This window comes from Micromonospora sp. NPDC047812 (assembly GCF_040704175.1).
Taxonomy (GTDB): domain Bacteria; phylum Actinomycetota; class Actinomycetes; order Mycobacteriales; family Micromonosporaceae; genus Micromonospora.
Genome location: NZ_JBEYRY010000001.1, coordinates 1,544,768 through 1,557,608 on the forward strand (window position 1 = coordinate 1,544,768; position 12,841 = coordinate 1,557,608).

The window sequence follows — 12,841 nt, forward strand, 5'->3', positions numbered from 1 at the left end:
GCTGTGATAGGCATTCGTCATGACGAGCACGCCCGGCGGTTCGGGGCCGACGCGGCGGGCGGAGATCCGGCGGGTCAGGCCCCGGGACGCGGCCCGGATGCGGGCGCTGCGGCTGGAGATGCTCGCCGACGCCCCACTGGCCTTCCTGGAGACCCTCGCCGACGCGGCGGCCCGGTCGCACGCGGACTACGCGGCCCGCATCGCGTCCGTCTCCGTCGGGGCGGGCACCGCGCAGTTCGTCGCGGACCCGGGCGGCCGGCTCGTCGGGCACGCCGGCGGCACGGCGGCCCCCGGGGAGCCGGGGCTGACCGTGGTGTACGCCGTCTACGTCACCCCGCCCTGGCGGGGCACGGGCCTCCTCGGCGGCCTGGTCGACGCGGTCGCGGCCTGGTCCCGCGCCTGCGGGCGCCCCGAACTGATGCTGGAGGTCGTGGTCGGCAACGACCGGGCCTACCGCGCCTACCGGCGGCTGGGCTTCGTCGACACCGGCGTACGCGTCCCGCACCCCACCGTTCCGGCGCTCACCGAACTCCAGATGCGCCGCCCGGCCTGACCCGGCCGCCCGGACCGACCCGGGCAGGGCCGGTCCGGGCAGCCGGACGGATCACGCGTGCCGGCGGGACTGCACGATGCGGAACCGGTTTGCCACGTAGGCGCCGTCGGTCAGCGCCGAGTTGGCCGCCGCGTTGGCGCCGCTGCCGTGGAAGTCGGAGAAGGCCGCCGACTGGTTCACGAAGACCCCGCCGGTCAGGTTGCAGGACAGGTGCACCCCGACCTCGATCGCCGCAACCTCGGCCGCGTCGAGGACCGCCTCGTCGGTGGAGTAGACCGCCGCGGTGAGCGCGCCCTTCTCGCCGACCGTGGAGCGCAGGATCTCCAGGCTGTGCGCGGTGGAGTCCGTGGCGATCGCGAACGAGATCGGCCCGAACCACTCCTTCGAGTAGGTCGCGGTGTCGTCGGCCGCCAGCCTGACCACCGTCGGGGTGCGGACCACCGCGCCGGGGAAGGCGGGGTGCTCGACCGTACGCGACTCCAGCACCGCCTCGCCGACCTTGGTGACCTCGTCGAGGCGCTCCAGCACCCCGTCGTTGACGATCGCGCCGGTCATCTCCACCCCGCGCGCCGGGTCGGCGGTGATCTTGGCGACCGCCGCGGCGATCCCGCCCGCCACCTCGTCGAAGCTCTTGTGCCCCTGGTCGGTCTCGATGCCCCCGGAGGGGATCAGGATGTTCTGCGACGTGGTGCACATCTGGCCGCTGTAGAGGCTCAGGGTGAAGCCGAGGTTGCGGCACATCCCGGCGAAGTCGTCGGTGGAGTCGATCACCACCGTGTTCAGCCCGGCCTTCTCGGTGTAGACCGCGGCCTGCCGGGCGTTGGCCTCCAGCCAGTCGCCGTACTCGGTGGAACCGGTGAAGTCGATGATCTTCACGGCCGGGTGCAGGGCCAGCGTGGAGGCGAGCTTCTCCCCGGGGGCCTCGGGGGCGAGCAGCACCAGGTTCGGGTCGAAGCCGGCCTCGGCGAGCACCTCGCGGGCGTACTTCACCGTGATCGCCAGCGGCAGCACGGCGCGCGGGTGCGGCTTGACGACCACCGGGTTGCCGGTGACCAGCGAGGCGAACAGCCCCGGGTACGAGTTCCAGGTCGGGAAGGTGTTGCAGCCGATCACCAGCGCCACGCCACGGGGCACCACGTGGAAGGTCTTGGTCATCCGCAGCGGGTCGCCCTTGCCGGCCGCCTTCTCCCAGCCCGCCGTCCCCGGGTGCCGGGTCATTTCCGCGTACGCGTAGGCGACCGCCTCCAGCGCGCGGTCCAGCGCGTGCGCGCCGCCGGCCTGGAAGGCCATCACGAAGGCCTGGCCGCTGGTGAACTGCACCGCGTTGGCCAGCTCGAAGATGTGCTTGTGCAGCCGGTCGAGGATCTCCAGGCAGACCCCCACCCGGGCCTGCGGGCCGGCGTCGCGCCAGCCGGGCAGGGCGGCGGAGGCGGCGGCGACCAGCTCGTCGGCGCCGGCGTGCGGGTAGCGGACGTTCAGCTCGACGCCGAACGGGCTGGTCTCGGTGGCGACCCGGTCGGCCGCGCCCGGCTGGTCGAGGGGGAAGTCACCGCCGAGGTACGCCTCGAAGGCGGCCTTGCCGTCGGCGGCGGCGGTCTCCCCGTAGACCCGGGGGCTGGGCGACTCGGGGTAGGCGGACCAGTACCCGCGCTCCGTGATGGCGGTCAGCGCCCGGGTCAGGGTGTCGGCGTGCCTGTCGTACAGGGGGTGCGGGGTCTCCGTCATGCCCGCCATCATGCAACAGAAAGCACCAGGATCAGTAGGGCCGTGTCACAACTCAGATCGTGAGCTGCCAGTCGGTCCAACCGTCGACGGGGCGGAACCCGAGCTGCTCGTTGATCCGCACCATGTGGGCGTTCTCGGCGGCGTTGAAGGTGTCGATCGCGCGTACCGCCGGCTCGTGGGCCAGCAGGTGGCGCAGGTTCTCGCCCTTGGTGAGCAGGCCGAGCCGGTGGCCGCGGTGCTCCGGGTCGACGATGGTGATCTGCTGGAACGCGTGCCAGTCGACCGACGGCCCCACGTCGAGCAGGGTCCAGGCGACCACCCGGCCGGACGCCTCGTGGCGCGCCGCCGTGTGGTAGCGCCGCCGCCCCCGCACCTCCAGCGCCCGCTCGATGCCACGGACCCGTTCGACGTCGATCCGCTCCGGTTCCCACTCCACGTCGCCCAGGGGCGCGTCGGCCATCAGCCGGCCGTCGAGGTAGGCGATGTCGGCGGCGTACTCCTCGGGGGTGTTCCCCTGCCAGCGTAGGAGCCGGTAGCCGGCGGCCCGGCCCCGGGCCTCGGTCAGGGCGGCGTCCAGGCCGTCCTGGTCGAGCCGGGTGGTGTCGAGCCGGCGGCGGACCTCCGCCAGCGCGGGCCGGGCGCCGGTCGACGCGGCGAAGGCGGCGGCGGCCCCGGAGCGGGCCGGGCCGCCGGGCAGCGCGGAGACCGCCATCGCCAGCACCCGCTTGCGGCCCCGCTCCCGCAGCAGGCGTACGGCGTGGTGGTGCAGCGCACGGCCGACGCCGCGACGCCGGCACTCCGGGTGCACGACCACCTCGGCCGTGGCGTTCTCGGTGTTGTCGAGCTGCGGAAGGTCCAGCGCGAGGTAGCCGGCCGGCACGCCGTCGAGCCGGGCCAGCGCCCAGAGCGGCTCGTTGCCCGGCATCGGGTGCCGGATCGCCGCCTCGAAGCGCCGCCGGCAGAGGGGCGGGAAGTCCGGCAGGTCGACCTCGTTGGCCGCCGCGCCGATCCGGTACGCCTCGTCGATCGCGGCCTGGTCGGCGGCGTCGAGCGGCGCGATCGCGATGCTCATCGGCTGAGGGTGCGCCAGACGACGACGATCGGGCCAGCGAATTAACCGCTGGCCCGATCGGAAGTTGGTCGGGAGGGACGCTCGCACAACGCCTCCGGCGTTGGGTCGCAAGAACTGAAAGTCTCCGGCGAAACGCCCTCCCGCACGGAGCATCTTGCGCCGTGCGGTTCCTGCCGTCAAGTCCTTGTCGGCGCGTTTTCCGCACTCACAGCGAAAACCCAGTTACCCCCCGAATCCCCCACCCACCCCGGGCCGGCCCCGGCCCTCGGCCCCTCGGGCGTCGATCATGAGGTTGGCGGCACTGTTCGCGATCGACTTCGCCGCCAACCTCATGATCGACGCGGAAAAGGTGGGGGGTGGGGGTGGTCAGCCGAGGAGGCCGGCGTCGCGGGCGGCGCGCAGGGAGGGCTTGATGCGGTGGGTGGGGCCGACCTCGCCGGCCACCGCGTCGAGGGTCTTGAGGCCCTCGCCGGTGTTGAAGACCACGGTCTCCGCGGTCGGGTCGAGGCGGCCGGACTCGACCAGCTTGCGCAGTACGGCCACGGTCACCCCGCCGGCGGTCTCGGCGAAGACGCCGGTGGTCCGGGCCAGCAGCCGGATGCCGGCGCGGATCTCGTCGTCGTCGACGTACTCCATCCAGCCCCCCGTGCGGCGCACCGCCTCCAGCGCGTAGACGCCGGCGGCCGGGTCGCCGATGTTGAGGGACTTGGCGATGCCGGTCGGCTTGACGGGCGTGATGGTGTCGGTGTCGGCGTGCAGGGCGGTGGCGATGGGGTTGCAGCCGGCCGACTGCGCGCCGAACACCTTCCAGCCGCCGGCCGGCGCCTCGACCAGGCCGATCTCCACCAGCTCGGCGAACGCCTTGTCGATCTTGGTGAGCAGCTCGCCGGAGGCCATCGGGATCACCACCTGCGCGGGGATCCGCCAGCCGAGCTGCTCGGCGACCTCGTAGCCGAGCGTCTTCGAGCCCTCGGCGTAGTAGGGGCGCACGTTGACGTTGACGAAGGCGGTGTCCTCGAACTCGTCCGTCTCCACCAGCTCGCCGCAGAGCCGGTTCACGTCGTCGTACGAGCCGTCGATGGCGACCAGTTCGCCGCCGTAGACGGCGGTGGTGACGACCTTGCCCTGCTCGAGGTCGCCGGGGATGAAGACCACCGACGGCGCGCCGGCCCGGGCGGCGTGCGCGGCGACCGAGTTGGCCAGGTTGCCGGTGGAGGCGCAGGCGTAGCGGCTGAAGCCGAGCGCACGGGCGGCGGTCAACGCGACCGAGACCACCCGGTCCTTGAACGAGTGGGTCGGGTTGGCGCTGTCGTCCTTGACCCAGAGCGGGGCGGTGATGCCCAGCTCGGCGGCGAGGTGCGGGGCGGCCACCAGCGGGGTGAAGCCCGGGTCGAGGGTGACGCGGGTGGCCGGGTCCTGACCGGCGGGCAGCAGCGCCGCGTACCGCCAGATGTTCTGCGGGCCCGCCTCGATCTGCTCCCGGGTGACCGTCGCCAGCGCGGCGGCGTCGTAGTCGACCTCCAGCGGGCCGAAACACTCGTAGCAGGCGTGCTGGGCGGCGAGCGGGTAGCGGGCCGAACAGGCGCGGCAGACCAGGGCGCGGGCGGGGCTGGCGGCGGTGTCGATGCCGGAGGGGGCGAACGTCGACGTCATGTCGAGGGTCCTCTCATCTTTCCCCGCATCGCACCCTGCGGCGGGGACGGAATTGGCACCTGCCCCGCCGGTCGCTCTGCGGTGAGCGCGCGGGGTGGTTGCCGGGGCGTCGTCGGGCCGTATCCCTCAGCCCCTCTGGATGAGGTATGCAGTTGTGCCGTCGAGTCTAAGCACTGACGCCGCCCGGATCGACGGGAGATCCCACGCTGTGAGCGATCCCGCAGCCGCCGTCGGGCGGGCGGGATCTTCCACGACGGTACGGATTCAGGCGGTCACCGAGCGGGAGTCGGCGGGGCGCCGGGCGCGCAGCACGGTGTCGACCGCCCACGCGCCGGGACCGAACACGGCGATCAGCAGGAACGACCAGCAGAACAGGACGGCCAGCTCACCGCCGTTGCGCAGTGGGAGCAGCGCGTCGGGCTGGTGCACCACGAAGTACGCGTAGGCCATCGAGCCGGACGCCAGCAGGGCCGCCGGTCGGGTCAACAGTCCGACGAGCACCAGCCCGCCGCAGACCGCCTGGATCAGCGCGGCCCACCACCCCGGCCACTCGCCGAGCGGGACCGCCTCGCCGGTGCCACGGCTGCCGCCGAGCACCCCGAGCAGCGAGGCCAGGCCGTGGCAGAGGAAGAGCAGGCCGACGACGGCACGGAACAGGGACAGGGCCGGGCCACCGATCCGGTCAGTGAGCATCAGGGCACCTCCGGGCAGGACGACGGGACGACACCAGAATGCCGTCGGACATTCGACGGTGTCGATTGAATCCCCCTCCTTGGGAACGCTCCCACGGCATGCCGGCGCCACCGTCCACAAGGGCGCTGGCGCGGGCCCGTTACGGTGCGGGGACATCGACGGAAGGGAACGCGCGATGCGTCGCAAGCTCGTCCCGGTGGTGGCGCTCTCCATGGCCTGCCTGCTGGCGCTCACCACCGCCTGCTCCACCGGCAACCGCAAGAAGCGGAACCGGTCCGCCGACCGGCCCGCCGGCACCGCCGCGAAGCGGGACGACGTCGACGCCACCCCGGCGACCACCCGGGCGACCCCGAGCCCCCGTCGCACCGGCGACCGGCTCACCTGCCTCGAACTGCGCGACACCCAGGTCGGCAGCAGGAAGGTCCGCTACCGGGGGTACGCCGCCCCGATCCGCCTCACGGACGGGCGGTGGGCCGACCGGAACGGCACGACGGTGGAGTTGCAGAGGCCGTGCGCCGTCGGCGACCTCGACGGCGACGGAGCGGGCGACGCGATCGGCGTGGTCATGCTCGACGGCGGCGGCACCGGCCGCTTCTTCACCCTCGCCGCCTGGCGCAACGTTGACGGCGAACCGGACTACCAGGCCCAGGTCGACCTCGGCGACCGTACGCCGGTGGAGAGCGTCAGCGTGCGCGACGGCAGGGCGACGGTGGTCTACCTGACCCGGCCGGCGGACGGCCCGATGGCGGAGCTGAGCATCCGGCGCACGGCCGTCTACCAGCTCAGGGGCACGACGCTGGCCGAGCTGAGCCACACCGACGCCCGGGTGACCGGGGCGTCCGGCGACGGGGGCACCGCCGAGGCCGCGGGCGCGGGGGACACGGTCCCCGACGCCGACTCCCCCACCCGCAAGCGCAGGTCCCGCTCCCGCTGACCTCCCCGCGACCGGGCCGCCTCAGTCCGGGACCGGTCGGTGGACTGGTGGCCTCGGCAGCCGCACGCTCCCGGTGGCCGGGCAGTTCTGCTGACTCACCTTGCCGAGGCAGCCCCATCCCGAGGTTGGCACGCGCTCGAAGTACTGCATGGGCTGCGACGGGACGGCCTCGGTGGTGAACGTACCGGTGCCGCTCGGGATGCGTTGCTCGTGGGAACCGGTCGTGTCGGTGTACGAGGCGACGATGTGCCACTCGCAGGTGTGGGTGGACACCTCCGGCTGGATGCGGAACGCAATGTTCGACTGACCGTTGCCCAGTTCGACGACGTTGCGACGGAAGTACAGCTGGCCCTCCTGCGGCTCGCCCTCGTCGAGGACGTACGGGCCGTGCGGTTTGTCCGTCGGCCCGCCGGTCAGGTCCCACAGCAGGCCCTGCCGGGACTCGGCACCCGCCGGGGGGATGACGACGACGGTCTGCGCGGTGGGTGCGTGGCACGAATCCTTGACGGCGGTCATGTTGTTGATCGTGAGTCCGGCGGCACGGTCGCTGTTGAGGTTCAGGTCGAACGTCTGGGCATCGCCGCGATTCTCGTTGCCGTCCTCGAAGGGCGCCACATAGGACGCGTCCTCGACGATCCGGCCGCCGAGCGGCTTCATGAACTCCCACACCCGCGACGCGTCGCCGTTCAGGGCGGTCAGGGTGGCCTGCTCGCCCTCGGTCAACGGCCGGTCGAGCAGCACGGTGAAGGCCTCGGGCAGGTACTGGTCGTAGTCGAGAGGGGTGACGGTAGCCACGAACGCGGACCGCTCCCGGTCGACCGCCTGCTGGGCCTGCCTGTCCGAGCGGGCCCGATCGGTGGCCGTCGACCGGTCCAGGAGAAGGTTGGCGTGGTAGGCGAACAGCACGCCGAGCACGACGACGACGGCGGCGACGGTCGCGTACACCGCACGCTGCTTCGGCGGAAGCCCGCGAAACCCGGGCAGGCGCTGATCCGCCAGCACGGCCCAGGCACTCCCCCCGGGCGACGGCCCGGGCGGCTGCGCCGGTGACGGCACGGGCGGGGACACTGACGACGGCACCGGCGAAGACACGGACGACGACTCAGCCTGCGGCACCGACGGGGACGCGGACGACGACTCAGCCTGCGGCACCGGCGGGGATGCAGACGACGGCTCGGCCAGCGGCACGGGCGAAGACACGGACGACGGCTCGGCCGGCGGCTCAGGTGCCGGCTCGGCGGGAGAAGTGGCCATACCCGATTCTCACTCACCGGCGCCATGCCCTCACTCAGGGCATCCGGACGACGTCCGGCCAGGAGCGCCGCACCCGCCGCCATCTCGCCCGGTGTTCCGGGCCGGGTGATGTCGTAGGCGATTCAGTTCGACAGGAACCGCAGGGGTGACCCGCTCCGGCCGGTCGCACCGACGGGGCAGCTCGGCAGGGCCCACCGAACCTCCCACCGGGCGGGTGTCTGCGGACCTCCACCGGTCGGTGTCTGCGGATCGGTGGCGCGCCGGCCGGTGCGATGATCGGACGATGGCACTCCCCGCGCGCCGACCCGCACGCCGTTCCGCACGCCGGCCCGCAGCGGGCTCTCGCGGCGGCGTTCCAGGTCCGGCACGGACGGTCGGGCTCGCGATCGCCGGCCTCGTCCTGCTCGGCGCCTGTGCGCCGGCGACCGCCCCGTCGTCGGCCGACCCGCCGGCGGCCGATCCGGTGCCGACCACGATGCCGGGCACGATGCCGACAGCGTCCGCGTCGGCGACGGCGTTCTGGGCCACTCCCACCACCGAGTGCCCGGCATCCGGCGTCCGGATCAGTTCGCCGGGCACCAGCGCCGCGATGGGTCTGCGCGCGCTCGGCCTGGAACTGGTCAACTGCGGCACGAAGCCCTACCGGCTCGACGGCTACCCCGTGCTGCGCCTGTTCGACGGCGACGGCGACCCCATACCGGTCCGGGTGGTCGACGGGGCCAAGGAGATCACGTCGGGCTTCGACGACCCGCCCCGGCCGCTGACCCTGCGGCCCGGCGAGCGGGCCGGTGCCGCCGTGCTCTGGCGCAACCTGGTCACCGATTCGACGGTCGTCGCCACCAACGGCGAGCGCCTGGAGGTCGCGCCCGCCGTGGGCGGGCCCGCGCAGGTCGTCGGCCTGGACGGGCCCATCGACCTCGGCAACACGGGCCGGATCGGCGTCAGCGCCTGGAAGAAGAGGGCGCCCGACCCGGCGCCGACGCCGGCCCGGCCGGACAGCCCGGTGCCGAGCAGGGCGGCGCCGGGCAGCCCGGTGCCGCTGCCGTGAGGCGCCCGGCGTCTCAGCTGGTGACGTCCTTGCGGGTGAAGCGCCAGAAGGCGAGCCCCCAGAACAGCGTCGCGTAGCTGATCGCCGAGATCGCGCCGCGCACCACGTCGTCGGTCTGCACCGGCGTCGACAGCAGGCCCAGCCAGGCGGTGCTGTAGTGCGTCGGCAGGAACGCCCGCAGCGCGCCCAGGGCGGTGATCTGGTCGAGGATGCTGGAGAGGATCCAGAGCAGCACCGCGCCGCCGACCGCGCCCAGCGCGGCGTCCGTCACCACCGACAGCAGGAACGCCAGGCCGGCCACCACCAGGAGTACGACCGCCAGGTAGCCGAGCACGCCCAACAGCCGCAGCAGCCCCTCGCCCGGTTCGAGCTGGGCCGCCACGGTGCTGCGCAACGGCTCCCAGCCGTAGCGCAGCGTGCCGATCAGCAGGGCGGTGCCGGCGAGCAGCAGCAGCGCCAGGGCCGAGTACACGAGCGCGACGAGCAGCTTCACCGTCAGCAGGCGGGCCCGGGGCACCGGCACCGCCAGCAGGTAGCGCAGGCTGCCCCAGCTCGCCTCGCTGGCCACCGTGTCCCCGCAGAACAGCGCCACCACCACGACCATCAGGAACGACGCCGAGACGAAGATGGTGAAGAGTGTGAAGTTCAGCCCGCCCGACGTGGCGAACTCCACCAGGCTGCCGAACTCCCCGCGCCCGTTGTCGTCGTCGTCGCCCGTGTCGAACTGGAACGCGATCAGGATGATCAACGGCAGCAGCACCATGAAGCCGAGCGCGAGCTGCGTACGCCGCCGGGAGGCCTGCCGCCGGAACTCGGCGCCGAACGGCAGGGTCGCCGAGGGCCGGTAGCCGGCCGCCGCTCCCACCGTGGGTGACGTGCCCGCCATCATCGGTCCCCGCTTCCCCGAGAGTTCTCGCCCACCAGGGCGAGGAACGCGTCCTCCAGGCGGCGCCGTGGCACCACCCGGTCCACCCCGATGCCGGCCCGGACCAGCTCGGCGACCACCTCGCTGCGGGCGGTGCCGTTGGTGTCCACCACGAGCTGCCCCTCGCCGTCGGGAAGCACCCGCACCCCGTCCAGGCCGTCCAGCACCGCCCGGGCGGCCTCCGGGTCGGTCACGTCGAAGAGCACGCTGGGCGACTCGCCCACGATCTCCTCGACCGGGCCCGAGGCGACGATGCGGCCCTTGTTCACCACCACCGCGTGCGTACAGGTCTGCTCCACCTCGGCGAGCAGGTGGCTGGAGACCAGCACCGCCCGGCCGTCGGTGGCGTAGCGCTGGAGCACCCGGCGCATCTCCGCGATCTGCGGCGGATCGAGCCCGTCGGTCGGCTCGTCGAGCACCAGCAGCTCGGGCAGGCCCAGCATCGCCTGCGCGATGGCGAGGCGCTGTTTCATTCCGTGGCTGTAGTTCTTGATCCGCCGGTGCACGGAGTCGCCCAGGCCGGCGATCTCCAGGGCCTCCTCGAAGTGCGCGTCCTCGGCGGGCCGGCCGGTGGCCCGCCAGTACGCCTTCAGGTTCGCAAGCCCCGACAGGTGCGGCAGGAAGCCCGGCCCCTCGACCAGCGCGCCGATCCGGGACAGCACCGGCGACCCGGGCACCAACCGGTGCCCGAAGACGTAGATCTCGCCGGCGGTGGGCTGGGTCAGCCCCATCAGCACCCGCAGCGTGGTGGTCTTGCCCGCGCCGTTCGGGCCGAGCAGGCCGACGACCTGACCGGGGTGCACCTCGAAGTCCACGTTCGACACGGCGACGAAGCCGTCCGCGTACTCCTTGCGGAGCTGCCGCACGGCCAGTGGGACGCCCGCGTACGCCGGGTGCACGGAGCTGTCCTGGCGGCGGTGCCGGCGGCGGACCACGGCGACGACCACGACGAGCCCGACGGCGATCGCCGCGACCAGTCCGGCCAGCACCCAGCGCCACACGGTCGCGGAGGTGGGGATCGGGTCGCCGGCGACGGTCGGCAGGCTGACCGTGCCTCCGCCGGCCGAGACGGTGTGCACCGCCGGCTCGACGGGAGTCGCGTACGCCTGGTCGGAGGTCGCCACCACCACGCGCAGCCGGTGCCCGGCCTCGAAGCGCCGGACGATCGCCGGCAGGGTGACGGTGACCGGCCGCGCCGCGTCGATCGTCGGCGGCAGGCCGGTGAGCCGGACCGGGGCGACCAGGCCGTTGGGCAGGGTGGCCGCGCCGTTGGGGTCGACGTCGTAGAGCTTGACGAAGAGCACCGCCTCCCCCGTCGGCGACGCCGCCCGGACGTCGACGGTCGGGGCGCCCACCACGTCCACCGCCTCGGCCAGCGGCTCCGACTCGAACCGGGCGTGCTGGCCGGGGATGTCCCCGGCCACGCCGCCGAGCAGCGACGACAACTCACCGGCGAAGGGCACCGAGGAGATGGCGGCCGGGTTGCGCGACGGCGGGTTGGCCACGGGCTGGGCGGGGCCGGCCACCGGCACGTCCCGGCGGGCCGTGCCGGCGACGCCCGGGTAGTCGGCGTAGCGGTAGCCGGTGGCCACCAGTCCCCGGTCGAGGGCGTCGAAGCCGGCGATGCGGGACCAGGTGAAGTCGTCGCCCGGTGCGTCGCCCTCGCCCTTGACGTAGTGGTCGAGCCACTGCACGGTCAGGAACTTCACCCGGTCCGAGTCGGTCTTCGGGCCCTCGCCGCCGTCGTGCCCGCCGGTGAACCAGGCCACCCGGACGGGCGTGCCGGCGGCGGCGATGCCGCGCGCGTTGGCGTCCGCCTCGCCGAGCGGGAAGAGGGTGTCCGCCTCGCCCTGCACCAGCAGGGTCGGCGCCTTGATCCGGTCGAGCACCCCGGCCGGGCTGGAACGGCGCAGCAGGTCCACGGCGGCCTGGTCGGCCTTGCCGGTGGTGGCGATCCGCAGGTACGCGGCGCAGATGTCGGCGGCGAACCGGCCGCAGGCCGGGTCGGCGGCCCCGGCGGGGGTGCCCCCCGGACCGGTGCCCGGACCGGCGCCCGGCCCCGGGCTGGGCGGGCCGGCGGAGGCGGGCGCCCCCTCGGGCTGGGCGGCGCTCGTCCCGGAGAGGCCGGCCGGACCGGAGCCGACGTTGCCGCCGCCGCCGAAGAAGAGGCCGGCCCAGCCGGACTTGAACACGCCCTCGGTGGGCTCCTTGCCCGTGCTCTCCGGCAGGAAGGAGCGGGACAGGTCGTTCCAGGTGATCATCGGCACGATCGCGTCGACGCGCTGGTCCTGCGCGGCGAGCAGCAGCGCCAGGCCGCCGCCGTACGAGCCGCCGACGACGCCGACCTTCGGGTCCCCGGCGGCGTCGGTGCGGATCTCGGGCCGGGCGGCGAGCCAGTCCAGCAGACGTTCGGCGTCGCGGACCTCGTAGTCCGGGTGGTCCAGGTGGATCTGCCCGCCGCTGCGGCCGAAGCCCCGCGCGGTCCAGGTGAGCACCGCGTAGCCGCGTCCGGCGAACTCCTCGGCGTCGGCGCGGACGGACTCCTTGGTGCCGCCGAAGCCGTGCGCCAGCAGCACCGCCGGCACCTTGTTCGCCGCCGAGGCGTCCTCGGGCAGGTAGAAGGTGGTGTCCAGGTCGACGGGCTCGTTCCCGGCCGGCCCGGAGCGGACGTTCACGAACGCCGCCTCGGTGCGGACGGCCGGCTCCTGCGGCAGGACGGCCCAGGTCACGGCGGCGGCGAGCAGCACGACGACCACCGTCGCGGCGACGGCGCGTCGGCGGGTGGGCAGGGCACGCCGGATCCACGCGGCCGACGACGGCGATCTCATTCGGCACACGGTACGGCCCGGATCCTGAGCGTTGGCTGAGATCCTCCGTACGTCCGTCCGGCTGATCCGATCGGCGTCGCACCGGCGCGGTCCAGACCGTCCCACCGAGATGAATTCGGATCACGTGAATTCCGATGTTCGTCGGAAATCCGCTCC

General features: G+C 73.6%; 10 protein-coding genes and 1 riboswitch. Of the genes, 3 read left to right on the forward strand and 7 right to left on the reverse strand.

All coding sequences use genetic code 11. The annotated features are described in order from the left end of the window. The first annotated feature begins 19 nt into the window (after positions 1 to 19). Complete coding sequence (locus tag AB0883_RS07165) at positions 20 to 553, forward strand: GNAT family N-acetyltransferase (protein WP_366640065.1); 534 nt, start codon at positions 20 to 22, stop codon at positions 551 to 553. A gap of 51 nt (positions 554 to 604) precedes the next feature. Here the strand turns inward: AB0883_RS07165 and paaN are convergent, their stop codons facing one another. The 4 genes from paaN to AB0883_RS07185 all read right to left on the reverse strand — a co-directional run bounded on the left by paaN (position 605) and on the right by AB0883_RS07185 (position 5,696). Continuing rightward, positions 605 to 2,278 carry a phenylacetic acid degradation protein PaaN gene (gene paaN, locus AB0883_RS07170; RefSeq protein WP_366640067.1) on the reverse strand — a complete coding sequence of 558 codons (1,674 nt, stop codon included), beginning with the start codon at positions 2,276 to 2,278 and terminating at the stop codon, positions 605 to 607. A gap of 52 nt (positions 2,279 to 2,330) precedes the next feature. After that, positions 2,331 to 3,350 (reverse strand): GNAT family N-acetyltransferase, encoded by a 1,020-nt coding sequence (locus AB0883_RS07175; RefSeq protein ID WP_366640069.1) that lies wholly within the window; start codon positions 3,348 to 3,350, stop codon positions 2,331 to 2,333. Positions 3,351 to 3,716: 366 nt separating this feature from the next. Further along, on the reverse strand, positions 3,717 to 5,003 hold the full coding sequence (gene thrC, locus AB0883_RS07180) for a threonine synthase (protein WP_121400073.1): 1,287 nt from the start codon (positions 5,001 to 5,003) through the stop codon (positions 3,717 to 3,719). Positions 5,004 to 5,013: 10 nt separating this feature from the next. Then, positions 5,014 to 5,149, reverse strand: a riboswitch (SAM riboswitch). Between the two features lie 118 nt (positions 5,150 to 5,267). Next, positions 5,268 to 5,696 carry a DoxX family protein gene (locus tag AB0883_RS07185; RefSeq protein WP_366640071.1) on the reverse strand — a complete coding sequence of 143 codons (429 nt, stop codon included), beginning with the start codon at positions 5,694 to 5,696 and terminating at the stop codon, positions 5,268 to 5,270. A 175-nt stretch (positions 5,697 to 5,871) separates the two neighbouring features. On the opposite strand from AB0883_RS07185, the gene AB0883_RS07190 reads away from it, so the two are divergent. Then, on the forward strand, positions 5,872 to 6,630 hold the full coding sequence (locus AB0883_RS07190) for a hypothetical protein (protein WP_366640072.1): 759 nt from the start codon (positions 5,872 to 5,874) through the stop codon (positions 6,628 to 6,630). Positions 6,631 to 6,651: 21 nt separating this feature from the next. On the opposite strand, the gene AB0883_RS07195 is transcribed toward AB0883_RS07190, so the two are convergent. Then, positions 6,652 to 7,818 carry a hypothetical protein gene (locus AB0883_RS07195; protein WP_366640074.1) on the reverse strand — a complete coding sequence of 389 codons (1,167 nt, stop codon included), beginning with the start codon at positions 7,816 to 7,818 and terminating at the stop codon, positions 6,652 to 6,654. 553 nt (positions 7,819 to 8,371) lie between these two features. Here AB0883_RS07195 and AB0883_RS07200 point away from each other — a divergent pair. Then, positions 8,372 to 8,932 carry a DUF4232 domain-containing protein gene (locus AB0883_RS07200; RefSeq protein ID WP_366640076.1) on the forward strand — a complete coding sequence of 187 codons (561 nt, stop codon included), beginning with the start codon at positions 8,372 to 8,374 and terminating at the stop codon, positions 8,930 to 8,932. Positions 8,933 to 8,945: 13 nt separating this feature from the next. Here the strand turns inward: AB0883_RS07200 and AB0883_RS07205 are convergent, their stop codons facing one another. Beyond that, positions 8,946 to 9,821: an ABC transporter permease subunit gene (locus AB0883_RS07205; protein WP_366640078.1), complete on the reverse strand. Its 876-nt coding sequence runs from the start codon at positions 9,819 to 9,821 to the stop codon at positions 8,946 to 8,948. Beyond that, a complete protein-coding gene (locus AB0883_RS07210; protein WP_366640079.1) occupies positions 9,818 to 12,685 on the reverse strand; it encodes an alpha/beta fold hydrolase in 2,868 nt (955 codons plus the stop codon). The genes AB0883_RS07205 and AB0883_RS07210 overlap by 4 nt, the downstream gene beginning before the upstream one ends. Positions 12,686 to 12,841 lie beyond the last annotated feature (156 nt).